18 protein-coding genes and 3 pseudogenes are annotated in these 22,989 nt (G+C 43.8%); 13 read left to right on the forward strand and 8 right to left on the reverse strand.

All coding sequences use genetic code 11. The annotated features are described in order from the left end of the window. Positions 1–327: 327 nt before the first annotated feature. A complete protein-coding gene (locus AACT52_RS03955) occupies positions 328–453 on the reverse strand; it encodes a hypothetical protein (RefSeq protein ID WP_272937149.1) in 126 nt (41 codons plus the stop codon). 284 nt (positions 454–737) lie between these two features. On the opposite strand from AACT52_RS03955, the gene AACT52_RS03960 reads away from it, so the two are divergent. Continuing rightward, complete coding sequence (locus AACT52_RS03960; protein WP_073636141.1) at positions 738–1,907, forward strand: glycosyltransferase; 1,170 nt, start codon at positions 738–740, stop codon at positions 1,905–1,907. A 12-nt stretch (positions 1,908–1,919) separates the two neighbouring features. Here the strand turns inward: AACT52_RS03960 and AACT52_RS03965 are convergent, their stop codons facing one another. After that, the gene (locus tag AACT52_RS03965) at positions 1,920–2,084 is read right to left on the reverse strand and encodes a hypothetical protein (protein ID WP_158054995.1); all 165 of its coding nucleotides are present in this window, start codon (positions 2,082–2,084) and stop codon (positions 1,920–1,922) included. A 316-nt stretch (positions 2,085–2,400) separates the two neighbouring features. Then, positions 2,401–2,647, reverse strand: a pseudogene (locus AACT52_RS03975) (helix-turn-helix domain-containing protein); the annotation flags it as partial. 165 nt (positions 2,648–2,812) lie between these two features. Here AACT52_RS03975 and AACT52_RS41185 point away from each other — a divergent pair. Both AACT52_RS41185 and AACT52_RS03980 read left to right on the forward strand, forming a co-directional pair. Then, positions 2,813–2,929: pseudogene (locus AACT52_RS41185) on the forward strand (IS701 family transposase); the annotation flags it as partial. A gap of 129 nt (positions 2,930–3,058) precedes the next feature. Then, on the forward strand, positions 3,059–5,743 hold the full coding sequence (locus AACT52_RS03980) for an NHLP bacteriocin export ABC transporter permease/ATPase subunit (RefSeq protein ID WP_083630795.1): 2,685 nt from the start codon (positions 3,059–3,061) through the stop codon (positions 5,741–5,743). A gap of 169 nt (positions 5,744–5,912) precedes the next feature. Here AACT52_RS03980 and AACT52_RS03985 read toward each other — a convergent pair whose 3' ends face one another. Next, positions 5,913–6,119: a hypothetical protein gene (locus tag AACT52_RS03985; RefSeq protein WP_073636143.1), complete on the reverse strand. Its 207-nt coding sequence runs from the start codon at positions 6,117–6,119 to the stop codon at positions 5,913–5,915. Between the two features lie 861 nt (positions 6,120–6,980). Between AACT52_RS03985 and glpX the strand changes: the two genes are divergently transcribed. The 5 genes from glpX to AACT52_RS04010 all read left to right on the forward strand — a co-directional run bounded on the left by glpX (position 6,981) and on the right by AACT52_RS04010 (position 14,217). After that, positions 6,981–8,018, forward strand: a complete 1,038-nt coding sequence (glpX, locus tag AACT52_RS03990; protein ID WP_073636144.1) for a class II fructose-bisphosphatase — start codon at positions 6,981–6,983, stop codon at positions 8,016–8,018. 245 nt (positions 8,019–8,263) lie between these two features. Next, the gene (locus AACT52_RS03995) at positions 8,264–9,550 is read left to right on the forward strand and encodes a glutamyl-tRNA reductase (RefSeq protein WP_073636145.1); all 1,287 of its coding nucleotides are present in this window, start codon (positions 8,264–8,266) and stop codon (positions 9,548–9,550) included. Between the two features lie 168 nt (positions 9,551–9,718). Beyond that, entirely contained in the window at positions 9,719–10,186 is a 468-nt protein-coding gene (locus AACT52_RS04000) for a DUF2127 domain-containing protein (protein WP_073636146.1), read from the forward strand. After that, a complete protein-coding gene (locus tag AACT52_RS04005; protein WP_073636147.1) occupies positions 10,173–13,127 on the forward strand; it encodes a UPF0182 family protein in 2,955 nt (984 codons plus the stop codon). The genes AACT52_RS04000 and AACT52_RS04005 overlap by 14 nt, the downstream gene beginning before the upstream one ends. Before the next feature lie 286 nt (positions 13,128–13,413). Next, positions 13,414–14,217, forward strand: coding sequence for a hypothetical protein (locus tag AACT52_RS04010; protein ID WP_233154216.1), 804 nt, complete (start codon positions 13,414–13,416; stop codon positions 14,215–14,217). Between the two features lie 45 nt (positions 14,218–14,262). Here AACT52_RS04010 and AACT52_RS04015 read toward each other — a convergent pair whose 3' ends face one another. After that, positions 14,263–14,883, reverse strand: a complete 621-nt coding sequence (locus tag AACT52_RS04015) for a chemotaxis protein CheB (protein WP_443216695.1) — start codon at positions 14,881–14,883, stop codon at positions 14,263–14,265. A gap of 224 nt (positions 14,884–15,107) precedes the next feature. Here AACT52_RS04015 and AACT52_RS04020 point away from each other — a divergent pair, with 224 nt between their 5' ends. Then, positions 15,108–15,836 (forward strand): Crp/Fnr family transcriptional regulator, encoded by a 729-nt coding sequence (locus AACT52_RS04020; protein WP_073636149.1) that lies wholly within the window; start codon positions 15,108–15,110, stop codon positions 15,834–15,836. 468 nt (positions 15,837–16,304) lie between these two features. Further along, complete coding sequence (locus AACT52_RS04025) at positions 16,305–16,940, forward strand: hypothetical protein (RefSeq protein ID WP_233154217.1); 636 nt, start codon at positions 16,305–16,307, stop codon at positions 16,938–16,940. A gap of 120 nt (positions 16,941–17,060) precedes the next feature. Here the strand turns inward: AACT52_RS04025 and AACT52_RS04030 are convergent. From AACT52_RS04030 to AACT52_RS04040, 3 genes and pseudogenes are all read right to left on the reverse strand, one after another. Further along, positions 17,061–17,504, reverse strand: a pseudogene (locus AACT52_RS04030) (TRADD-N-associated membrane domain-containing protein); the annotation flags it as partial. A 106-nt stretch (positions 17,505–17,610) separates the two neighbouring features. Next, positions 17,611–18,396 carry an ABC transporter ATP-binding protein gene (locus AACT52_RS04035; protein ID WP_073636151.1) on the reverse strand — a complete coding sequence of 262 codons (786 nt, stop codon included), beginning with the start codon at positions 18,394–18,396 and terminating at the stop codon, positions 17,611–17,613. Then, positions 18,386–19,519 carry a branched-chain amino acid ABC transporter permease gene (locus AACT52_RS04040; protein WP_073636152.1) on the reverse strand — a complete coding sequence of 378 codons (1,134 nt, stop codon included), beginning with the start codon at positions 19,517–19,519 and terminating at the stop codon, positions 18,386–18,388. Before AACT52_RS04040 ends, AACT52_RS04035 begins: the two co-directional genes overlap by 11 nt. 241 nt (positions 19,520–19,760) lie before the next feature. Here AACT52_RS04040 and AACT52_RS04045 point away from each other — a divergent pair, with 241 nt between their 5' ends. The 3 genes from AACT52_RS04045 to AACT52_RS04055 all read left to right on the forward strand — a co-directional run bounded on the left by AACT52_RS04045 (position 19,761) and on the right by AACT52_RS04055 (position 22,734). Continuing rightward, positions 19,761–20,381 (forward strand): Uma2 family endonuclease, encoded by a 621-nt coding sequence (locus AACT52_RS04045; protein WP_073636153.1) that lies wholly within the window; start codon positions 19,761–19,763, stop codon positions 20,379–20,381. Between the two features lie 165 nt (positions 20,382–20,546). Then, complete coding sequence (locus AACT52_RS04050) at positions 20,547–22,136, forward strand: glucose-6-phosphate isomerase (RefSeq protein ID WP_073636154.1); 1,590 nt, start codon at positions 20,547–20,549, stop codon at positions 22,134–22,136. A 124-nt stretch (positions 22,137–22,260) separates the two neighbouring features. After that, positions 22,261–22,734: a dTDP-4-dehydrorhamnose 3,5-epimerase gene (locus AACT52_RS04055; RefSeq protein WP_073636157.1), complete on the forward strand. Its 474-nt coding sequence runs from the start codon at positions 22,261–22,263 to the stop codon at positions 22,732–22,734. Positions 22,735–22,989: the final 255 nt, after the last annotated feature.

Below are 22,989 nucleotides of genomic sequence, written 5' to 3' on the forward strand. Positions count from 1 at the left end.
CATGAGGAGTTATGGCACTCAGGGGGGAAATATGTTAACTTGCTCCGCACTGAAGCATGATTAGAAAGATTTACTGACAATTGTCTCCGCAAGTAACTTGATACATATTTTTTGATACATGATATCTGCCTTGAGATAGAAGAGTTTTAATGTATAAACCATAACAATAAGTAATGTAAATACTAGACATTACTATAGGAAGCGAACGAACATGAATCCTTCACAAGAGCAACCCAGCAACCAGGTGTTTACAGACGGTGAACTCTCAGAAGAAGATTTGAAACAGATAGCAGGTGGATTGTTAAAGATAAGTGCGGATCTCTCCGTCTAAGGGATTTGTAACCATTTAGGGGGGAGATCTGTGCTAAGGACAGCCCTGCGGACGTGATAGGGGCGATTTACTTGACTCAAAGTCGTTCTGCGCGATCGCCGCAGGCGGGCACTCGGTGCCATCGCGCTTTCTATCGACTTTTACGTTAAAGCGTTGGAGCGCCGGAAGCTATTACGGCTTGCGTCCATAAAGAGCGCACTTATGTTCTAAGTAAATTGGCTAAGACTTAGGCAGAAGAAATCCCCCAACCCCCTTTAAAAAGGGGGTTTTTAACATTCCCCCCTTATTAAACCAAGCCTCGTTTTGTTGCCCTTTCCATGATTTTTCGTAAAGCGCATGTCCGCAGAACTTATGTAAACCTAATCCCCAATCCATAATCCCCAGTCCCCTTCACCACTATCTACACATGAGTACTATAGTCATCACAAGTTACGGTACATTAGGAGACTACTTGCCTTACATTGCACTTGGAAAAGTCCTAAAAACTAGAGGGCATCAAGTACGTATGGTGGTAAATGAGGCAATATATCCCTATGTTTTAAAAGCTGGACTGGAAGCACTTCCTCTCGGTCGTCCAAATATAGGTCCTCAAGAAGTGCAACGTTATGCACAAAAATGGAACCACTTGCCTATGTTGAGGGCGGAGTCGCCAGAAGAAATGAAAAAATCTGTAAATGTGGGGTTCCAGCATAACATGAAAGATAGCCTGTACTGTCTGCTAAAGGCATGTCAAGGTGCAGATATGGTAATTTCTTGTCTTTTGCAGGATGCAGTCGCAGCTATGGTAGCAGATATTTATAATATTTGCTGGGTTCGATCTTCTGTTACTCCGTTTCCTCTTTGCTTTTCTATGGCAGAAACTGAAGATCAAACATTTTTTGAGGATAGTTGGCGAAATACCAAAGATTTTAGCCGTTTTATTTTGGCTGCCAGTCCCTATTTTTGCCAGTTATCTCCAGAATATTCTCAACTATATCAAACAGGTTTCTGGTTTTATGAAGATCCAGATTGGAGCGGCTGGCAACCCAGTCAAGAGCTTAGAGAATTTGTTGAGGGGGAACCCAAACCTTTAGTGCTTTCATATAGCAGTGTGCCTGTGGAAAATCCTCAGGAAGTTGTGGAAGTTCACGTCCGCGCTGCGGCTAAATTAGGTCGCCGAATTCTGATTCAACAAGGCTGGGCAGACTTCAATGAAAGCCATTTACCATCAGACATCGAGCGAGATAGCGTCATGTTTGCAAATGGTTTTATAGCACACGATTGGTTGTTTTCCCGTGCAGCCGCCCTGATTACTCATGGCGGAGTCGGGTCAATTGCGCGGTCGTTGCGTAATGGCTGTCCACTGCTGGTGGAACCCTTAGGTCACGATCAATTTTTTAATGCGCTACAGGTGCTGAGATTAGGGGTGGGAGCTGTCATGGACTCACAGAAGCTGACAGTAGATGGAATAGCTAATGTTTTACAGAAAAAAATATTGACACCTGATTATAAAAGACGCGCTGTTGAAGTTGGTGAAAAAATTAAAGCTGAACAGGGTTTAATCACAGCGTGCGACTTAATCGAGAACTGGTTGTGAAGGTAGTAAGGACTAATTGACATAGATATAGGCGATCGCTCCTGTCTTTAGGCATACCTTGAAGCGCAAATTCCCCATACTACTCCCGCGCAAGTCATGTTCAGATGTTATTTGCCCTGCCCCCGCTTTATGCCAGTTGCGTAAGTCCTGTGGAAATAGTGCAGAGTTTTGGCTCAATCTCCAGCAAACATGGGAGTTTTACTGGGTGACGAAAGACGAGGGAGAAAAGCTAAAAAGTATCATACCTTGGCTTCAGCGTTTAGAAGAAAATTTACCTATCTATCGATGATGGTTGCGAAGCGGCGCGGATGGCTGGTTTCGCTGATGATATCGCCGCTATGCCGATGGGAGTACATACACTGGTGAGTGAAGGTGCGACTAATCTCTCCGGATTATGTGGGTGCAATTCGACTAAAATATAGTAAAAATCGGAAATTTCGCTAGAATCAGCGATATTCTCCAAGAGAAATATAATTACATCTGAGGTTTTCTTGAGCGATCGCTCTCGCTGCTCGGTACTCAAATAGCTCTTTCTTCCTTTGTAGTTTAGTCTGAGACCATCAATTCCATTTTCTTCGTATACTTGTTTCCAACCTGTTATCGAACCAAGTGAAACGCCAAGAATTCTCTGGATTTCCTCATATAAGTAACCTTGATAAACCGCGATTTACTGCTAACCCTTTTCTCACTTCACGAGCATTTAGATTTTGAACTATAAATTCCTCTAGTTCAGCGATCGCCTGCTGCAAGTGGTGATTCATCATTGTTCCTCATTATACTTGTCACTTATCTCCGTATTATCTCTTGGTTTTTTTCAAAAATCAAATATGACTCCTATATGTACTTATTGATAATTGTATTTTATTTATCGAAGAAGGCAACAGGTGAGACTAGCCCCAGAGAAAAGATACTATATCATGTTTGTACCGGATGAAGATGCACTAATTGCAATTACTCAAGCGGAATTTAAGGTATTACATTCAATCCATTGGACCATTGAGTGCTACCACAGAGCTATTAAGCATTCTTAGCTTCCCGACAACTTCGGTGAAGTCGGGAATCTTGTTCACCAATGATTTAGGATTGCTATATCAGGGTCACTATGGATAATTGGACGCTCCACGATCGCCACCTGCTTTTGTAATAGAAAAATGGAAATTCTGTATCGTCTCAAAGCAAATGAACCTTTACTACTAGATGACTCAGAAAAGGTGTGGATCGTTAAAACTGGTTCTTTAGCATTATTTACGACAAAAGTCAAGGAAAAAATACTAGAGGGCGGGGCTTTACCCAATCGCCATTATCTGTTCAGCGTAGGCGCTCTCGAGGCGTTGTTTGGTGCAGCAGTCGATAATCAAAAATCGTTGGGTCTAGCGGCTATAGCAATCGAGGCAACAGAATTATCTCAAATTTCAATAACTGATTTAGCAGCACAAGTAGCGGCGGGAGAAGCCAGTGCAATAGCCCTATTAGAAGGTTGGGTAAATCATTTAAATGAGATATTCAAGACGGAACCCACAGCAGCAAATTTTGAGCGCTACTTATCATTAATAAAGTCAGAAAATGCTGCTTTTTTGCCAAGCATTTTGGCTGATTTACATTCTGATTTCTTCGACTGTTTAAAGAAGCTCCAACAGCAGGAAACAGAGACAGCCTTTCGCCAATTTCAACAACGAGAACAACTCAATCGTCAGGTAGTAGACTCTGCGCTTTCTAAGTTAGCTGCTGTGTTGCAACCGCAGCAAGAAACTGCATTTTTTGAGCAAGGAACGCCGCTGCTGGTGGCGGCGGGAGCAGTAGGACGAGCAATGGGGATAACGATTAGTCCGCCAGCGCAGTCAGATAACCTTAGTCGAGTGAAAGATCCAGTAGAGGCTATTGCTCGCTCTTCGCAAATTCGCACGCGTCGCGTAGTCCTAGAGGATGGCTGGTGGCTTCATGAGCATGGTCCCCTGTTGGCTTATAACCAACAAGAAAACCGTCCGGTGGCTTTATTGCCAGCAGGTAGGCGTTATGTTTTATTTGACCCTGCAGCACAAAGTCGCAAAATTGTCAATCAGGCAGTAGCCGCAACGCTAGCACCGCAAGCATACCAGTTTTATCGACCGTTACCCAAAGTTGTCAAAAATGTCATTGCGTTGTTTCAGTTTGGCATCAAGGGCTATCAAAAAGACATTGTTCTCGTGTTAGTAGCTGGGATTGTTGGCTCGGTGTTGGGTATGGTGGTGCCCCAAGCAACAGCGCTTTTGGTAGATAATGCGATTCCAGATAGCGATAAGAGCTTGTTATGGCAAATAGGGCTGTTGCTGTTTGCACTTCTTGTGGGAAAGACAGCGTTTGCCATGTCCCAAGGGATTATTTCACTGCGCGTGGAAAACGCTGCTTCGGGCGCGTTGCAGCCTGCAATTTGGGACCGACTGCTGAGATTAAGTCCAGCATTTTTTCGCTCCTATTCTTCTGGCGACTTGGTAAACCGCACCTTGTCAGTGAACCAGATTCGTCAGAAACTGTCGGGAGGAACGCAACGCACGTTATTGAGCGGACTGTTTGCTCTACTGAACTTGGTGCTGATGTTTGTTTACAGTTGGCAACTCGCTTTAGTGGGGGTGGGTATAGCCCTGCTAACAACTGTTGTCACTACTGTTGCTAGCTTACTGGTCATACGTCAGTTGCGACAGCAGCAAGAACTAGATGGTGAAATTAATGGGCTAACGGTACAACTTATTAACGGCGTAGCCAAGCTGCGGGTGGCGCAGGCAGAAGAACGGGCGTTTGCGGCTTGGGCACAGCAGTACAGCAAGCGTTCCAGGCTCAAGGCTAGTTTCCAACTGATTAGAGACAATGTTTCTGTATTTAACGAGGTACTGTCCTTAGTCACTTCGGCGCTGTTGTTTTGGTTTGCGACTGAGTCTATTGCGATGCAAGAGACAGGGGGGCTGACGGTGGGTACGTTTTTGGCTTTTAATGCTGCATTGGGCATTTTTATTGGGGGGGTGAGCGACCTCAGTAATACTTTGACTGACATTTTGGCAATTGTACCCTTGTGGGAGCGGGCAAAGCCGATTTTGCATGCACAACCGGAGTATGATTCTACCAAAGCAAACCCCGGTTCCTTGATGGGTCGAGTCGCCTTAGACCATGTTACCTTTCGCTATCATGACGATGGGTTGCCAATTCTCAATGATGTTAGTCTCCACGCAGAACCAGGCGAATTTGTCGCGATAGTGGGACCTTCGGGAAGTGGGAAATCAACAATATTAAGGTTGTTGTTGGGGTTTGAGACTCCAGAGTCAGGAACAGTTTACTATGACGGCTTTGACTTGGCACAACTGAATCTTGCCTTAGTGCGAAGGCAGCTGGGGGTGGTGCTGCAAAATGGTCGAATTGGGACTGGCTCAATTTTTGAGAATATCAGCGCTGGAGCATTAGTGTCCCACGAGCAAGCTTTGGAGGCGGCGCAAATGGCAGGTTTCGCTGATGATATCGCGCTTCTTCCGATGGGGATGCACACAGTTATCAGTGAAGGCGGTAGCAATCTTTCTGGGGGACAGCGACAGCGATTGTTGATTGCGAGGGCGCTTGTGAATAAGCCGAAAATAATCTTAATGGATGAGGCAACCAGTTCTTTGGATAACCGCACGCAGGCGATCGTCACTGAAAGTTTAGATCAGTTGAATGCAACTCGCATAGTGATTGCCCACCGCCTCAGCACGATTCGCAATGCTGACCGAATTTATGTGCTTGAAGCTGGGCGTGTGGTACAGGTGGGTAGTTTCGTGGAACTGGTTAACACCCAGGGGTTATTTGCTCAACTAGTTGCCCGACAAATGGAGTAACTTGTTAGTTAAAATCGCTATAGCAATCCTATTTGATTTATAAAAATCGCCCATGCTCAGATTCCCGACAACTTTTGCGAAGTCGGGAATCTTGTTGTTCACAAATCCTGCACGGACTGCTATATCTTCAAAGGTTGGACTAGATATTAATACGGTTTTTGATTTTTCACTACATAAGTTCATTATCTAAAATTAGGCTGTAAGGCCATGTCAAAGCCTTTAGAAAGCAACCAACCATTGTGACTACTTTTGCTGCCCAAACTATTGGAAAATTTATATATTCGTCGAACTCTCTTAATTTTTCTCTAAATCCAAGCCATTGGATAATGACACCCAACAAATATGAAAATAATGCTATCGATATCTCAAGTGACATATTAATCTCTCTCCCTTAGTCAAAATGGTTCTACCTTATAAATAGTTTTTAGTGTTTGGTGTTGCAGCAGTAGTTTAGACACTCCTTTGACGCTAAATTGGTATAAAATTCACAAATTTAGAGTAAGTAAAGCCACAATCAGCAGCGGGGTGCTGCTTACTTTAAAGGCTTTCACTTTTAGGTTAATAAAATCATCTGGCGATAGTAGATACAACGAAATTCAAGTAAATTCAGGTAAAGTTGTCTACAAAATTCCGAGAAAATTTTGGTAGCTTTTAAGTACGTCAACCTTAAAAAACATAAAACAAACCTAACCCCCCAGCCCCCTTCCCTATAAGGAAAGGGGGAGAGCCAAAGCCTCTTCCCTACTAGGGGAGAGGAATGGAAGCGAGGTCTTACATTTAATTAGGTTGACCTACTTAGTTATCAATAGGGAATACAAGCAAAAATCATGCACTTCTGAAAAAGGACTCTACGACTAACGACCACGACCAACCAATCAACAGTTTCTAACCCAAGATGAAACGCCCAAAATTTGGGATGTTAGTACAGGTCGTTGTGACAAAACTTTGATAATTGACGGACTCTACCAGGGGATGAGCATTACTGGTGTTACAGGTTGAACTCAAGCGACTATTGCGACGCTGAAAGCTTTGGAGGCTATAGAAAATTAAGGGTGTGGTGTACTCCCTGATTCATCCGTACATCCTGCCCCTCGACCCCCTACACACTACATTAGAAGCAAAACTTAACATAGTCGCTAGTTGATACTATTTTCCATAGGTATCCGCCCTTTGGTAGACTTGAAAACTGAAACAGGTTTCTGGAACGACGCAAAACCAAGCAATTGAGAGGGCATTTGTGGAAAATACACTTGGGTTAGAAATTATTGAGGTAGTTGAGCAAGCCGCCATTGCATCCGCACGCTGGATGGGAAAAGGTGAAAAAAATACCGCTGACCAAGTGGCTGTGGAAGCCATGCGGGAACGGATGAACAAAATTTATATGCGTGGTCGTATCGTTATTGGCGAAGGCGAACGCGATGACGCTCCCATGTTATACATTGGGGAAGAAGTCGGTATTTGCTCGCGTCCAGATGCCAAAGACTTCTGTAACCCAGATGAATTAGTTGAAATTGACATCGCCGTTGACCCCTGTGAAGGTACCAACTTGGTAGCATACGGACAACCTGGTTCGATGGCTGTCTTGGCAATTTCTCAAAAAGGAGGATTATTTGCTGCTCCTGACTTCTACATGAAGAAGCTAGCAGCACCTCCAGCAGCCAAGGGCAAGGTGGACATCAACAAGTCAGCAACCGAAAACCTCAAGATTCTCTCCGAGAGTTTAAACCGCTCTATTGAAGAACTTGTGGTAGTTGTTATGAAGCGCGAACGCCACAACGAGTTGATTAAAGAAATTCGCGAAGCCGGAGCGAGAGTGCAGCTGATTTCGGATGGTGATGTGGGCGCAGCGGTATCTTGTGGTTTTGCCGGTACGAATATCCATGCCCTCATGGGTATCGGTGCTGCTCCTGAAGGTGTCATTTCCGCAGCTGCAATGCGTGCTTTAGGTGGACACTTCCAAGGGCAACTGATCTACGATCCAGAAGTAGTGAAAACAGGTCTGATTGGGGAAAGTAAACAAGCTAACGTTGATCGCTTGAAGTCCATGAATATCAATGACCCCGATAAGGTCTACGATGCTCATGAACTGGCATCTGGTGAAACTGTTCTGTTCGCAGCTTGCGGTATCACCAGTGGCAACCTGATGCAAGGTGTACGCTTCTTCAAGGGCGGAGCAAGAACTCAAAGCCTGGTTATCTCCAACCAGTCAAAAACAGCTCGTTTTGTGGATACCATTCATATGTTTGATGAGCCTAAAATTGTGCAGCTGCACTAGAAAGTGAGGAGCCAGGAGTGAGGAGTCAGGAATAAAAAGTCAAGAGTGAAAAAGTCAGGAGTGAAAAGTCAGGAGTTATGAGTTTTCTTCCTAACTCTTCACTCTCAACTCAAGGCTTTATTCCTAACTCTAAAGACGGCAGTTGCAACTGTCTTCGGCTCGCCGACGCACTGGCTCCTCTTAACTCCTAATATCCCTAACTCCTAACTTTTTCCAAATACCGATTAGCAATTACCATTTAGCAAATGAATATAGCAGTGGTGGGGTTAAGCCATAAAACAGCCCCAGTAGAAGTCCGGGAAAAGCTGAGTATTCCAGAACCACAAACCGAAGGCGCGATCGCGCACCTGCTTAGTTATCCTCATATTGAAGAAGTCGCAATACTAAGCACTTGTAACCGCCTGGAAATTTACATTGTTGCCCAGGAAACCGAACACGGTATTCGAGAAGTCACTCAATTTCTGTCAGAACACAGTAAGTTACCAGTGACATTTCTCCGGCAAGACCTGTTTGTTTTGCTACATCAAGATGCTGTGATGCATTTGATGCGTGTTGCTGCTGGTTTAGATAGCCTGGTACTGGGAGAAGGTCAAATTCTGGCTCAGGTGAAGAATACTCACAAACTCGGACAGCAATACAACGGTATAAAAACAGTTTTGAATCGATTATTTAAACAAGCCATTACAGCAGGTAAGCGGGTGCGAACTGAAACCAGCATTGGCACTGGTGCAGTCTCCATCAGTTCTGCTGCTGTGGAGTTGGCGCAGATGAAATTGGAAAATTTAGCAGCTTGTCGAGTGGCAATTCTGGGTGCTGGCAAAATGTCGCGGTTGCTAGTACAACACCTGCTGTCTAAAGGCGCTGACCAAATCTGTGTCTTAAATCGCTCGTTGGCGCGGGCGGAGGAATTGGCAAAGCAGTTCCCCGAACAATCCATCAAAATGTGCTTGCTCTCGGAAATGATTTCAGTAATTACCGAAGCTGATTTAGTATTTACAAGTACGTCAGCGACCGAGCCAATTCTGGATCGCGCCAAATTGGAGATGGTTTTGGAACCCAGCCGACGTTTGATGTTAATTGATATTTCCGTACCACGCAACGTCCATGCTGATGTCAACGCACTAGCAAACGTGCAGGCGTTTAATGTGGATGACTTAAAGGCGGTGGTAGCACAAAACCAAGAAAGTCGCCGCAAAATCGCCCAGGAAGCAGAAGCACTTTTAGAACAGGAAGTGGAAGCTTTTGATTTTTGGTGGCGATCGCTTGAAACTGTCACCACAATCAGCTGTTTGCGGAATAAAATCGAAACTATCCGCGAACAAGAACTCGAAAAAGCTTTGTCGAGATTGGGTTCAGAATTTGCCGAAAAACATCAAGAAGTTATCGAAGCCTTGACGCGGGGTATTGTTAACAAAATTTTACATGACCCGATGGTGCAATTGCGAGCTCAGCAAGATGTTGAGGCAAGACGCCACTGTATGCAAACTCTGCAAAAGTTGTTTAACCTGGATGTAGAGGAGCAGTTTAGCTGAGTCTTAATCGTGTTTTGAAGTTGACACCAGATAACGCTCAGATTCCCGACTTCTTAGAGAAGTCGGGAATCTTATATTTCTGTTTTGTTAAAATAAACCAAGTGAAAAAGTAAAATATGCAATGCTTGGGTGTTTGCTAAAGTTTGAGGGAAAGTTGAACTTTTAACTATGCGAAGAAATTCCACAAACAATAAGCGCCCACCTGGTTTAATTGCAATTATCATTTACAAAGCTTTTGTTGCTTTGCTTCTTGGTATTACATCGGTAATTTTACTTTTAGCTCTGAAAAACTATGATAATTTAATTGATTTTTCTGAATCCTATGTTTTAGAAGGCAAGTTAGCAATTATTGAATGGGTTCTAGAAAAGATTATCAATGCCAAAAGGCAAACGTTACAGCTGAGCGGAATAGCAGCTGGAATCTATGCAGTTGTCACAGCAATTGAAGCTGTGGGTTTGTGGTATCAAAAAACCTGGGCGAAATTATTAGTACTGGGGCTAGTTGGAATTAGTATTCCACCAGAAATATTTGAGTTAATTAAAGGAACAACAATACTTAAGTTAGTGGTATTTATAGTAAATGTAGCTGTATTCTGGTACTTGCTGCGCCACTTTATCAAGGATGGTAAAAAATAACAAAAAAGTTTATATATTGGTTGTACTGCTGTTAGGGTTGTGGCTATTTTTTGATTTAGCGAGTCACCTAGCAGTAGAAATACTGTGGTTTGAGGAAGTAGGATATTTACGAGAATTTTGGCTACGGTTGGTGACGCGGCTAGGATTGTGGGCGATCGCCTTCTTCACCTCAGCTGGTTTTTTACTCAGCAATTTTATTGTCGCCTCTCGGCTAAAGCACCTCACTCCCACCCCTTCTGTGCAAGTACAGAGGATTACCCCAGGGCTGAGGTCAGATATTATTTATGAACACCAAGCAGCATCAAAATCAGAACTGAGATTACCCTTGCTTTTGCCAGTGGTGATAGCATTGAGTGCTGTCGTGGGGTTGATACTGATTTACTACAGTCAGCAAGCTTTAGATTTTTGGCATCCGGATATAAAATTGCCAACCACTTCCTTGTCATTACCACCTTGGTTAAAACAGGTGTCGCAGCAAGTGCAAATGCAGCAGATTGGGATTCCAATTGTGCAGTTGGGTTTGCTGCTGGTGTTGAGTGTTGCAATTTTAATTGATCATGAGTTTTGCTTAAGGGCGATCGCCCTCCTGGTTAGTTTGCTTTTCGGTTTCCTGTTGTCGGCATATTGGGATCAAGTTTTACAGTATTTCCATGTCACCAGTTTTAACCAAACAGAGCCACTATTTCACCAAGACATTAGCTTTTATATATTCTCTCTGCCGATTTGGGAACTGTTGGCATTTTGGCTAGTAGGGCTGTTTCTGTTTGGCGTTGCAGCAGTAGCGTTAATTTACCTGCGTTCGGCAAATAGTCTGAGTGAGGGAAGATTTGCAGGGTTTTCTATAGCGCAGCGACTCCACTTAAACGCCTTAAGTAGTTTCTTCATGTTGGCAGTTGCCCTGCATTATTGCCTTGCACGCTATAAACTTTTGTATTCCACCCGTGGCGTCATCTATGGGGCTAGCTACACCGATATTAAGGTGCTGTTGCCAATATATACCGGGTTGAGTCTTTTGGCAGTGGCGATCGCTGTTTACTTGCTACTGCGAATGATTGTTTTGTCAAGAGCAAGGAAAACAAGTTTTAAACCAATTCCCTATCCACCCCAAATAATTTACGCATTAGGATTATATATATTAGTGGCGGCGGTTTCAGGTGAAATTTTACCTTCAGTCGTACAACGCTTGGTTGTACAACCAAATGAACTCACCCGCGAACGCCCTTACATTGAACGCACTATCGCCCTCACCCGAGAAGCTTTTCATTTAAACCCCATAGAAGCGAGAACTTTTGACCCGCGAGGTCAACTGACTGCGGCTGATTTGCAAGAAAATGACCTGACAATTCGCAATATCCGGTTGTGGGATACACGCCCCTTGTTAGAAAGCAATCGTCAGTTGCAACAAATTCGACCTTACTACAAGTTTCCCGGCGCTGACATTGACCGTTACACCCTCAAACGAGAGAACAGAACTGAAAAGCAACAGACAATCATTGCAGCGCGGGAATTAGATTATGGTGGCGTTCCTCAACAAGCAAAAACGTGGATCAACAAACATCTTATTTATACTCATGGCTACGGCTTTACACTCAGTCCTGTGAATGTTGTAGCTCCAGGTGGATTACCTTATTACTACGTTCAAGATATTGGAGTTGATGATACTGGTAACGAGGGTTCGTTGCAGATATCGAATGAATCAGTTCGCTCAAGTATTCCCATTGGTCAACCGCGCATTTACTACGGGGAAATGACCAACACTTATGTGATGACAGGGACAAAAAGCCAAGAATTGGACTATCCCAGCGGCAATGATAATGTCTATAACATCTACGATGGACGCGGTGGGATTTCGCTCAATTCAGTGTGGCGGCGCTTAGTATTTGCCCAATATCTTAAAGATTGGCAGATGCTGCTAACGCGCAATTTTACATCGCAAACAAAGCTGCTCTTTCGCCGTCATATTAAAGAACGAGTGCAGGCGATCGCTCCTTTTTTACGCTACGATACTGACCCGTACCTCGTTGCTGCAAATGGGGGAGGAACAGATATCAAAGGTGAAAAGACTTATCTGTACTGGATAATAGACGCTTACACCACAAGCGATCGCTACCCATATTCTGATCCAGGCAAACATGGATTTAACTATATTCGTAATTCTGTAAAAGTTGTGATTGATGCCTACAATGGCACTGTCAATTTCTACGTTGCTGATCCAACAGATCCAATTATTCATACTTTCGGGGCTATCTTCCCCAACTTACTAAAACCGTTGGACAAGATGCCAGTTGCGCTGCGCAGCCATATCCGGTATCCCCAAGACTTTTTCAGCATCCAATCCGAGCGATTGCTAACATATCATATGACAGATCCACAGGTTTTCTACAACCGGGAAGACTTGTGGCAAATCCCCAACGAAATTTACGGAAGCGTTCAACAGCAGGTAGAGCCTTACTACCTGATTCTGAAACTCCCTCAAGCACAATCAGAGGAGTTCATTTTACTACTGCCCTTCAAGCCTGTACAACGTGCAAATTTAATTGCTTGGTTAGCAGCGCGTTCCGATGGGGAAGAATACGGCAAATTGTTGCTTTACGAGTTTCCTAAACAGCAATTGGTTTATGGAACAGAACAAATTGAAGCTTTGATTAACCAAGATCCACTAATTTCGCAGCAAATTTCTCTGTGGAACCGCCAAGGTTCAAAAGCAATTCAAGGAAATTTGTTAGTCATTCCAATTGAGCGATCGCTGCTGTATGTCGAACCCCTGTATATAGAAGCTGAACAAAATAGCCTGCCAACGTTTGTTAGGGTCATTGTTGCCTACAATAACCGGATTGTCATGGCAGAAAATTTAGAACAAGCACTTGCTGCAATCTTCCAACAAAATAGACCGACAACACCCGCAATTGTGCGTCCTGTGGAGGAACCAACCTCTCCATGAGTTGTTTTGAGCCCTGAGCAATGATATCAAGCCCGGTTGATTAGTGCCTATTCGGTGCATGAACCCCACCCCGGCTTTGGCTTACGCCAAAACCTCCCCTCCCCGCAAGCGGGGAGGGGATTAAGGGGAGGGGTAAAACCAACCTGGGATAACTGCGTACGGTTGCGGACAGACAAACGAGAGCGCAAAGCAATACACTAGAGGTTTGTGGCAAGTGCAAGAATTGTACATCGTTGCTACTTGCTCTCTAGTAAAACAAGTTGAGAAGATTGCGCGAGCGTAATAGATGGATAGTTTGGACGACTCTATCAAGACAACATTCTTAGAAAACTTCGAGCCTGGTAGCCAAAAAAGCGAACCAGGCTCGATTTTAAGCAAGGTTTTATTATTATTAAATGACATAGAGTATATATCCAAAAGCAATCAAGTTAGTCAGCGACTTGAGCAACTCCCAGAAAATACCAATTGTGATGCAGATAATCTTCTTACAGATTCAATTGACCTTGACTCTGGTGAAAGACCAGAAATTGAAGATACAGTAGAGCTTTTGTGCGAGCAAATAGAAACTCTCAAGCAACTATTGCAGTACAAGCAGTTAGAAATCGAAGAGATCAAGCAAGAGTTGCGTTATACAAATGAGGACTTGTGTGCTGCTCTTAATTCACCGTGGCTAACGCTTGATCAGGCTAAACAATTAGTTAAACAAATTTTGGTAAGTAAAAAGCCTGTCGGTGAAACTTTAGCGAAACTCCTCAGCGCTATCTATAATTTACCTGTCAAACCTTCAGAGTTGGAGCAGATACACAACTCACATTGTATTAAACCTTTGACAAGTGAGCCAAACAATTGCATATCCACTAATTTTGAGGCGTTAAAAACTAAGATTACGGAGGTGAAAAAGCAAGGTGCTGAAGTTAGGGCGAAATCTAGGATACTTAGAGAGTATTCTCAGGGAATTCAGGCTCAGTCTAGAGAAGTTAAAGCTCAATTGAATGAAGTGGGAATTCAGTTTGTTGGCTCTCAAGCTTCATTCATGAGCCGTCAGGCAAAGTTCAACCAGACAAAAGCCGAAAGCCATTCATCTGGCTGACATTAGTCCGCCAGATGAATGGCTCGATTTTGGCGATAGTTCTTGTCAGGCTACTTTTTCTGTTATAACCAGGCTGATTAATTGGTTGGCGATCGCATCTAGAGGAAGAACAAAATCGACTGTCCCAGTGTTAATAGCAGATTGGGGCATACTGAAACACTCGCAACTCGCCTCATCTTGAGCGATAATTATACCGCCAGACTTTTTGATGGCTATCACCCCCAAACCGCCATCACCGTCTCCACCAGTAAGGACGACCGCGAACACTCGACCTTGAAAATTAGCCGCTACTGATGCAAACATTTTATCAGCTGCAGGGCGGACAAAGTTCATCTTTGGTGCATCTGAAAGGGACAGGGTACCGTTTGGGTTCACCAGCAGGTGCTTACCAGGAACAGCGATGTAGACTGTCCCTGGTCGTAACACATCCCCTTGTTCTGCCTGCTTGACTTGCAAAGCCGTGCGTTTGCTGAGGATTTCCGCCATGTAGCTGGGGAACTGGGGAGACAAATGCTGTACCACAATAATCGCTGCCGGAAAGCCAGGTGGCAATGCCGAAACAATTTGGCTAATTGCTTTCAGCCCACCTCTTGAAGCGGCGATCGCCACTACATTATAGGCAACATTGGGGAAGTCCGAGATAACTCTGTGTTTTTGTTGCGAAATCACATTTTTCTTTCTCAGCTGATGATGTTGTTGCCTACTTGAGTATGTGAGCTGAAGTAGAACGCTTATGTATGCTAGCGTACTTAAGCCTATTATATGGTAAAGAATTTCTGTACGCTTGCATACAGAAATTCTTTACAGCAAAGCTCATCTTTCGCTAGAAGGCTTTGAGCAATGCCGTGAGTTATCTTTCTCGATATACAAATGGCTGAAAGAGGCTGTTTATGTCCGCGTCCCAAGACCAACCTAAACCACTAAAAAATCGCCTGCTGGCTACCCTTCCAACACAGGAACAGGAACGCCTCCAACCTCATCTACAACTAGTACCCCTAGAATACAGGCAAATCCTCTATAGACCCAACGAACCCATCGACTACATCTATTTCCCCAACTATGGCGTCGTTTCTCTGCTCAATCTTATGGAAAATGGCGATGCAGTCGAAGTAGGGACGGTGGGCAATGAAGGAATGGTGGGGCTGCCCGTATTCCTGGGAGCCAATACAATTCCTGGTGAGGCTTTTGCCCAGGTCCCTGGCGAAGCTTTCAGGATGAGGGCAGATGTATTCCAACGCGAAGTGACTCCAGGTAGCCCTGTTCACGCACTGCTGCTCCGCTACACGCAAGCCCTAATTAACCAAATCGCCCAATCTTCTGCTTGCAACCGCCTGCACTCGATTGAAGAACGATTTTGCCGGTGGATGCTGATGACCCAAGACCGAGTGGGGTCAAACCAGTTTCCCCTCACTCAGGAGTTCATAGCGCAAATGCTGGGGGTGCGTCGTGCCAGCGTGAGTGTGGTTGCCGCTATTATTCAGAAGGCGGGGTTAATCAGCTACAAGCGTGGCAAAATGACAATTGTCGATAGAGAAGGTCTCCAAGGTGCCACCTGTGAGTGTTATGCAATCATCAAACAGGAGTTTGATCGCTTGTTGGGAGGCAGTTCAATATATTAAGAGCGAATTTATTGCTTGGGGCGGAAAAGCCTTCTGTAGTCCTCCGGAAGCTTTGGGCAGGGCTCATTCATTTTCCAGAGAGCAAGCGCTTGACAAGGCTTGCTACGGCAATTGATTGAAAACGAGTGAAGACAATTTTTAAGTAGTTTTACGGTTTAATTAAGTATATTTTGTAGATATAGTTACTTTTAAAAAGAATTTTCTACAGAAAAACAGTATTTTCTTGATGATATAAGAAAAAATATACAAAAATTTTAGAGATTTTTGGTATTCTTCATCAAAAATATCTAAGCAAATCCTTGACTCATTTACTAACTTTCAATGAAAAAATAAGTATAATTTACATCATTGTGTTGCCCCGACTTGGGATTTTTAAATTTTTTAGGCAGCAAATACAGTGTTTCAGTAAGGGTGCAGGTCTTTAATTACTTAAGTTGTCTTCACGCTGGATACCAGTAGGTTTTCGTTATGTTCAAAAAAATCTTACTGCCAACCGTAGTGATCTCAGGTACACTCTTTGCTTCCTTCATGTTGCTCTTAGCCCTCCAAGGGTCTAAGCCTGTGAAGATCCAAACAGAGAGTCAAGAAATTTTCTATGGGGAACTCAAAGATATTGTTTCTCCCGGAGTGGGAGCTGTGTTTAGTCTTGGACTAGGACTTGCGGGCGCACTCGTGTGGGGATTGCGTCATTCGTTAGATCAATCTTCTAAGTTAGAAAAGCAGTTGTCCAATCTCCAAAAGGTGATAGCGGAAAAAGACTCTCAAATTGAAGCGCTTAAACTTTCACCATCCAATCCAACGCTGTCTCAACTGAAATGGTTTTTGGAGGAAAATGAGAGCAAAGCTCAAGCAACCACAGCTGCTGTAAATACAATTGCTCGCCCACAGGTTGCGCCAGTTGTTTCTACACCTGTTTCTACAAAAACTACAGAAACCACAATTTCTCAAGCCGTTACCAAACCACTAGTCATTACTAATACAGAATATGAGTCTCAACCGATAACAGTGAATCAATTATCTGTGCAAACAGCGACTTCTACATTCCCCTCTGCTCAATCTGCTTTAGGATTAACTCAAAGGTATCGTAAGCAGGCTAATGCTTGAGCACTGATAACTGAACAGTGAACTACCTATCATTAATCAATGATGGCTTTGTAGTAAGCGCTTTAGCGCTAAAGCGCTTACTACGAATTAAAAATCTCTACCCATGAACCTGGCTTGCCTTTAACGAATAAAGTGTCTAGTACTAGGACTTTCTTTTTCTGTTACGCTAGTTTTGTTTTGTTCATCTTTTTCGTAAATTGAGTCATTAGGCAACGGCAGTTTGTACGAGTAAGGACTGAGATCCACCGAATGAGATTCTAATCCTACAATTTGGAGCGCCCATTGAGCTTTAACGAAATCTCGTAGCTCTTGATTTTCTATAGATTCTATGAGACTAATAGCTTGTGTTTGCTTATCATCTAAACGTAAGCGATTATAAAGTTCTGTCGCCCGCTTTCTTGTGTCTTCAGCTTGCTTAAAAAATAGTGCTGCTACTGCTTCTATAGCCATCCCTGGAAGAGTGTTCAGCAGTGTCAGTTGGGGTTGTCGCTTTAATAAGTAAAAAAAACCTACATATATGATAAAGAGAAACCCAATAGTTGCTGCTGAAACACTAAACCAAAACTGTGCCCTCGCTTACGCTTTAATTCAAAATCCAAAATTCAAAAACGAAATTCTTCATTTTGAATTGAGAATTTTGAATTTTGAATTCCCGAAAGGGGGTTGACTTTTACGCTGATTTCCCCAGATAAGCTTCCAAAACTTTGGAATTGCGCTGAATTTCTTCTGGTGTGCCGTTAGCAAGATTTCGTCCTTCGGCTAGCACCCAAACTTGATTGCACAATGACATTATGACATCCATATTATGCTCAATGATCAGAAATGTCATGCCATTCTTGTTCCAAGCAATAATGCGATCGCATATCTCATCAATCAGTCTGGGATTCACGCCAGCGGCTGGTTCATCCAACAAAATTAATTTGGGTTCAGTCATCAGCGCCCTTCCCATCTCCAGCAGCTTGCGCTGTCCACCAGACAGTCCTCCCGCGTAATCATATGCTTTGTGCGCTAATCCCACCGATTCCAACAGCAACAGCGCCCGTTCTTTGAGTGCTTTTTGTTCCTGGACAATTTTGTGTTGTTGGAATTGTACCTGCCAAAAGTTCTCGCCTGTTTGTTTTTGTGCTGCTAGCAACATATTTTCCAGCACCGACAACCGCGACAGAGTTCGGGCTACCTGAAAGGTACGAACCATTCCCATTTGGGCAATTTGGTATGGCGGTAACTGTTGTATCGGTTCGCCATCAAACGTCACCCGTCCTTTATCAGGGCGGATGAAGCTTGAGAGTAAGTTAAATAATGTGGTTTTTCCTGCACCGTTAGGACCAATCAAGCCAGTGATACTACCACTTGGCACTTGAATTTCGGCATTATCGACTGCTTTAATCCCACCAAAGTTTTTACAAAGCCCTGTTGCAGACAACAGCGGAAATTGGGACGACTCGTTATTTGCCAAGGGTGAGTTCCTCCTTTTTCCCTAAAATACCTTGAGGACGCCAAATCATCAGTACCATCAAGATAAGACCTATGATCATGATCCGCAATGCACTTAAACGGTCTGAATCTAGAGGGATAATTTTATCTAAGTTGCGCGTCCCTTCATAGTATATAAAGTAAATAATCGCGCCCAAGACTGTGCCAAGATTATTGCCAGAACCACCTAAAATGACGATAATCCAAGCGTTGAAAGTTTCCTGCGGCTCAAAATTATTTGGATAAATTGCCGAAAGTTGCCATGCGATGAAAGCACCTGCAATACCTGCAATAGCACCTCCTAGCATCAGTGACTGTAGTTTATACCAAAAGACGTTTTTTCCTAATGCTTTGGGAATCTCTTCATCTTCGCGGATCGCTTTGAGGATTCGACCCCAAGGCGATCGCACTAAAATTTCCAGCCGCCAGAACACAAAAGCTAATACTATCAGTGACATCAGCATCAAACCTGCTGTTGGGTTGTAGTTATATAAGGCGATCGCACCAGATATATAAACAGCCACTGTTAAGACTGCCAACAAAACTCCTATCACCAGGCGTGATATGAATTCTTGGTTGCCACCTACTTTCTTATGTGAATTAGCAATATTTGATACTTTAGAAACGCGAATCCATCGCCACAACTGCCATAAAGTTATACCAGCAAGTAGCGTCAACACCCCAATAAGCAAAAGTTTGATGAATATATTGGGCACAAGAGTTGCTAAAGGTATGGGGTAACTTTGTACACCAAACGCCCCAGGCTTCCACTCATTCCCCACAGGTAAATCCTGGTTATTCACCACAAGACGAATCAGTTCGCCAACGCCAATGGTCACAATTGCCAGGTAATCTTCTCGTAAACGCAAAGTCGAGAAACCAATTGCCAATCCCAATAATGCTGCAACAACTGCGCCAATAATTGCTGACAGCAATAAAGGAACACCCTTTAAACTTAACAACACAGTGGTGTACGCGCCCAGCGTCATAAAGGCAACATGACCAAAGTTAATCAAGCCAGTAAAACCCCACTGCAAGTTCAGTCCCAAACCGAACAAAGCAAAAATTGAGGTAGAAATCGTTAAGAAAATGAGATATTCAACCATAAGTTATTAAGTCATGAGTCATTAGTTGATATTACGCATTGATAAAAGCTGGCGCGGGACATTGTACTACATCTTCATCAATGAACATTTGCGGCTACGTTCGGTGCAAAGCCATTCTCGATCAGCCAGGACGGCAAAACCGTACTTTGTACCCTTGCGACCACTTCGGCATTGCTGCTGACTTAGAATTAGTTTAAAAACAAAAACTCTGGGTACGCAAGAATTATCAGGAACAATCACAATGGTTCAAGCAGCGCCAAAACTTTTAACTGTTGATGAATTTATTGCCTACTACGGCGATAGCGATCGCTATGAGTTAATTGATGGTGAATTAATCGAGATGGAACCAACTGGACCACATGAGCAGGTATCCGCCTTCATTGGGCGAAAACTGAATGTAGAAATTGACCGCCAGGATGCAAACTATTTTATCCCCCATCGATGCCTCATCAAACTGTTGGGGACAGATACTGCATTTCGTCCCGATCTGATTGTGTTAGACGAAACTCGACTCATAAATGAGCCGTTATGGCAAAAAGAACCTGTCATTACATTAGGAAACTCAACTAAACTCATTGCTGAAGTCGTCAGTACAAACTGGCAAAACGACTACGCCCGTAAGGTTGAAGATTACGCCACCTTAGGGGTGTTTGAGTATTGGATTGTCGATTATCTGGGCATTGGTGGCAGAGAATATATTGGTAAACCCAAACAGCCAACGGTGACAATTTGTACCCTAGTAGAGGATGAGTATCAAAAACAGTTATTTCAAAATAACGACCAACTTGTTTCCTCAAGCTTTCCCAACTTACAACTCACCGCAAAACAAGTATTTGCAGCAGGACAGTCTGTTCCGATGTAGTTTCTATGTGCTGGCAATATTTAAGCGTAAGCGAGGGTCATACCTATGCCAGATGTTTAAGGTGAATAATTAGGCAAACACTTAAAACTGTATAAGGTAGACAGGGGAATGCCGCACCTTGGCTTAAACTTGTTGAATGAAAATCACTTTACTTGAGATTTCCCTATGGACGCTACGGCACTTTGGCAACGCTACCAGGAATGGTTATATTTCCATGAAGGATTAGGACTGTACCTCGATGTAAGCCGGATGCGGTTTGATGATGCCTTCGTAGAGAAGTTGCAGCCGAAGTTTGAAAAAGCTTTCGCGGATATGGCGGAACTTGAGAAGGGGGCGATCGCCAACCCAGACGAAAACCGCATGGTTGGACACTACTGGCTGCGAAATCCCGATTTAGCCCCGACGCCAGAACTCACACAAGAAATCGTCGATACCATAGAGCAAATCGAAGTATTTGCCGAAAAAATCCACACTGGTGGGATTCACTCCCCAAAAGCTAACCGCTTCACTGATATTATCTCGATTGGCATTGGTGGTTCTGCCTTGGGTCCGGAATTCGTTGCTGAGGCTTTAGCCACAGACTTCCCACCTCTGGCAATTCACTTTATTGACAATAGTGATCCAGCAGGAATTGACCGCATTTTGACTCACCTGAGAAACCGCCTTGCCAGCACTTTGGTATTGGTGATCTCCAAGTCTGGGGGAACGCCCGAACCGCGCAACGGCATGATTGAAGTCAAAAAGGCTTACGCTGGACAGAATTTGGACTTTGCGAATTATGCGATCGCTATTACCATGCCAGGTAGTAAGCTGGATGAACAAGCAAAATCCGAAGGATGGCTCGCAAGATTTCCCATGTTCGACTGGGTGGGAGGACGCACCTCAGAGTTGTCTGCTGTGGGGCTGTTACCGGCGGCGTTACAAGGCATCGATATTCTCGCCATGCTACAAGGTGCAAAAGAGATGGATGACGCCACCCGCGTCCCTGACATCAAACAGAACCCAGCCGCATTGTTAGCTTTGTCCTGGTACTATGCAGGCAATGGACGAGGCGAAAAAGACATGGTTGTCCTACCATACAAAGACAGTTTACTGTTATTCAGCCGCTATTTGCAACAGCTGGTAATGGAATCTTTGGGTAAGGAGAAAGACTTAGAAGGCAACATCGTACACCAAGGTATTGCCGTTTATGGCAACAAAGGTTCAACCGACCAACACGCATACGTCCAGCAGTTGCGCGAGGGTGTGGCGAATTTCTTTGTTACCTTTATTGAAGTTTTGGAAGACCGAAACGGTCCATCTACAGAAATTGACCCAGGAACAACAGCAGGCGATTATCTCTCTGGTTTTCTCCAAGGAACCCGACAAGCGCTTTATGAAAACCATCGCGACTCGATTACTGTCACCATTCCCCAAGTCAATCCCCGGACGGTGGGAGCGTTAATTGCTTTATACGACCGCGCTGTCGGTTTTTATGGCAACTTAGTGAACATCAACGCCTACCATCAACCAGGCGTAGAAGCTGGTAAAAAAGCCGCCGCTGCCATTCTTGACTTACAAAAACGAGTCTTGGAAGTTTTGCAAACAGAAAAAACCGCCCTTTCTCTGGAACAGGTTGCTCAAAAAGCAGCTGCAACAAACCAAATTGAGCAAATTTACAAGATATTGCGTCATTTACACGCAAATCAGCGCGGAATTGTGTTGGAAGGTAATTTGGCAGAACCCAGCAGTTTGAAGGTTTCTATCAGCGGATAAATTTAACAGTTCCCCTACCATACTTTGGTCATCTTTTGTTGCCAAAGTAACAATTTTTTTTGATTGAGCATCTAAGATTGAAGACAAAGCTTCAATTTTTACGATGCTCTTTTACAACACCGTTATGAGTAAATTCAGGGGAATCGAAATCCGTAGGCTGGAATCTAGCAAAGGGGGGATGGTTGAGTTCTTTACCGCCCAAGCCAGTCATGAAACAATGCTGGTACAGGTTCCGCCCAATACAATAGATGATTTATTTGTTCACAAAACGCACACAGACCAACTCCTAGTGGTTAAGGGACGGTTTGTCATCGTCACTTTGCTTAATAAGCAATATCAGTATATTCCTTTAAGTGAAGACCGTCCTCAGCTAGTGATAATTCCGCCAGGAGTTTTGCACGGGGCGATTAATTTAAGTTCAGAACCCTGTGTTTTGGTGAATGCAGTGTTGCGTCACAAACCACCACAAGCGCGGGATTATATTCCCCATAAGCGACCATTTCCTTATGACTTAGAAGCAGCAGAAGCGGCGTTGAAGAATTTGGAAGTGAGAAATCAAATAAAGAATGATGGGGCGACGCCAGTATCGGTTGTTTAGGTTAAGTTGCGTCAAGGGTGGGTGAGTAGCCCACCCTAATTTTTTTGTGTCTCGCCAAATGTCACTTTATTCCACACATCTGCTAAAGAAATTTGAAACGGGCAAGATTCCCGACTTTGGCGAAATTGTCGCGAATCTCACCATGCGCGATTTTCCCAAATCAAGTAGAATTTTTATATTTTAAAACAAACAGATAAGAGGTCATTTATAAAGTAAAAATAAAATTCTTGTAGGGTGTGTTAGGCGCACCATGCT

It is taken from the genome of Scytonema sp. HK-05, assembly GCF_963872035.1.
Lineage (GTDB): Bacteria > Cyanobacteriota > Cyanobacteriia > Cyanobacteriales > Nostocaceae > Kalymmatonema.

Bases quoted from the DNA above. Each gene is read 5' to 3' on its own strand.
- AACT52_RS03955 (WP_272937149.1), bottom strand. From the start codon at position 453: ATGGCACCGAGTGCCCGCCTGCGGCGATCGCGCAGAACGACTTTGAGT.
- AACT52_RS03960 (WP_073636141.1), top strand. From the start codon at position 738: ATGAGTACTATAGTCATCACAAGTTACGGTACATTAGGAGACTACTTG.
- AACT52_RS03980 (WP_083630795.1), top strand. From the start codon at position 3,059: ATGGAAATTCTGTATCGTCTCAAAGCAAATGAACCTTTACTACTAGAT.
- AACT52_RS03985 (WP_073636143.1), bottom strand. From the start codon at position 6,119: ATGTCACTTGAGATATCGATAGCATTATTTTCATATTTGTTGGGTGTC.
- AACT52_RS03995 (WP_073636145.1), top strand. From the start codon at position 8,264: ATGAATATAGCAGTGGTGGGGTTAAGCCATAAAACAGCCCCAGTAGAA.
- AACT52_RS04000 (WP_073636146.1), top strand. From the start codon at position 9,719: ATGCGAAGAAATTCCACAAACAATAAGCGCCCACCTGGTTTAATTGCA.
- AACT52_RS04005 (WP_073636147.1), top strand. From the start codon at position 10,173: ATGGTAAAAAATAACAAAAAAGTTTATATATTGGTTGTACTGCTGTTA.
- AACT52_RS04010 (WP_233154216.1), top strand. From the start codon at position 13,414: ATGGATAGTTTGGACGACTCTATCAAGACAACATTCTTAGAAAACTTC.
- AACT52_RS04020 (WP_073636149.1), top strand. From the start codon at position 15,108: ATGTCCGCGTCCCAAGACCAACCTAAACCACTAAAAAATCGCCTGCTG.
- AACT52_RS04025 (WP_233154217.1), top strand. From the start codon at position 16,305: ATGTTCAAAAAAATCTTACTGCCAACCGTAGTGATCTCAGGTACACTC.
- AACT52_RS04040 (WP_073636152.1), bottom strand. From the start codon at position 19,519: ATGGTTGAATATCTCATTTTCTTAACGATTTCTACCTCAATTTTTGCT.
- AACT52_RS04045 (WP_073636153.1), top strand. From the start codon at position 19,761: ATGGTTCAAGCAGCGCCAAAACTTTTAACTGTTGATGAATTTATTGCC.
- AACT52_RS04050 (WP_073636154.1), top strand. From the start codon at position 20,547: ATGGACGCTACGGCACTTTGGCAACGCTACCAGGAATGGTTATATTTC.
- AACT52_RS04055 (WP_073636157.1), top strand. From the start codon at position 22,261: ATGAGTAAATTCAGGGGAATCGAAATCCGTAGGCTGGAATCTAGCAAA.